The 648-nt window shown below is 68.8% G+C and carries 1 pseudogene; it reads right to left on the reverse strand.

Going from position 1 to position 648, the window contains the following annotated elements:
* Window positions 1–402: 402 nt before the first annotated feature.
* A pseudogene (locus AC1D12_RS34810) lies at window positions 403–648 on the reverse strand (ribosome biogenesis GTPase YlqF); the annotation flags it as partial.

The following is a 648-nucleotide window of genomic DNA, read 5'->3' on the forward strand; positions in this document are numbered from 1 at the left end:
GGTGCGGGCGCAGGCGCAGGTGCAGGTGCAGGTGCAGGTGCAGGAGCGGGGCCAGGTGCAGGAGCGGGACCGGGCGCGGGGGCCGGTGCAGGCGGAGTTCCGGAGACAGGACTCGGCTGATCACCATCGCCGCCACCCCCACAGGCGGCCAAGAAAACGGAAACCCACAACGCCCCCACAACCCCCCGGCGGTTCTTCACGTTCTTCGCGTCCTTGTTCGACTTGCCGCGATCTCCGGCGTTCGCCAGCGCGCTCGCGGCGGCCGAACACTCTCCCATGGGATCGACGGTTGCACGAGGATACAACAACACGTTCGAGGCGCGCGCCGCCAAAGCCGCCTCTCGTGATGGTCGGCTCTTGGCCGTCGTCGGTCTCCGGCTCCCCATGAAAGGCGACATGAGGTCACGCCTTTCCGCGGGCTTCCTTCTTCGCTTTTCGTGTCTCTTCGGCCACGATGCCGGTTGCCCGCCAGTGCACGAACTCGTCCGGCGTCTCGAGCCTGACGCGGCCCCAGGCGCCGCTGCGGAAGTCGTTCAACGCCGCCTCGGCGGCCTTCTGCATGTTCACGCGGCCACCGGGCAGCAGGCCGCCGCGCTTGCGGCCCACTTCGGCCAGCAATGCCTCGTCGGTCATCGCCGAGAAGTCGGC

The organism is Rhizobacter sp. P1_G5 (genome assembly GCF_056405435.1).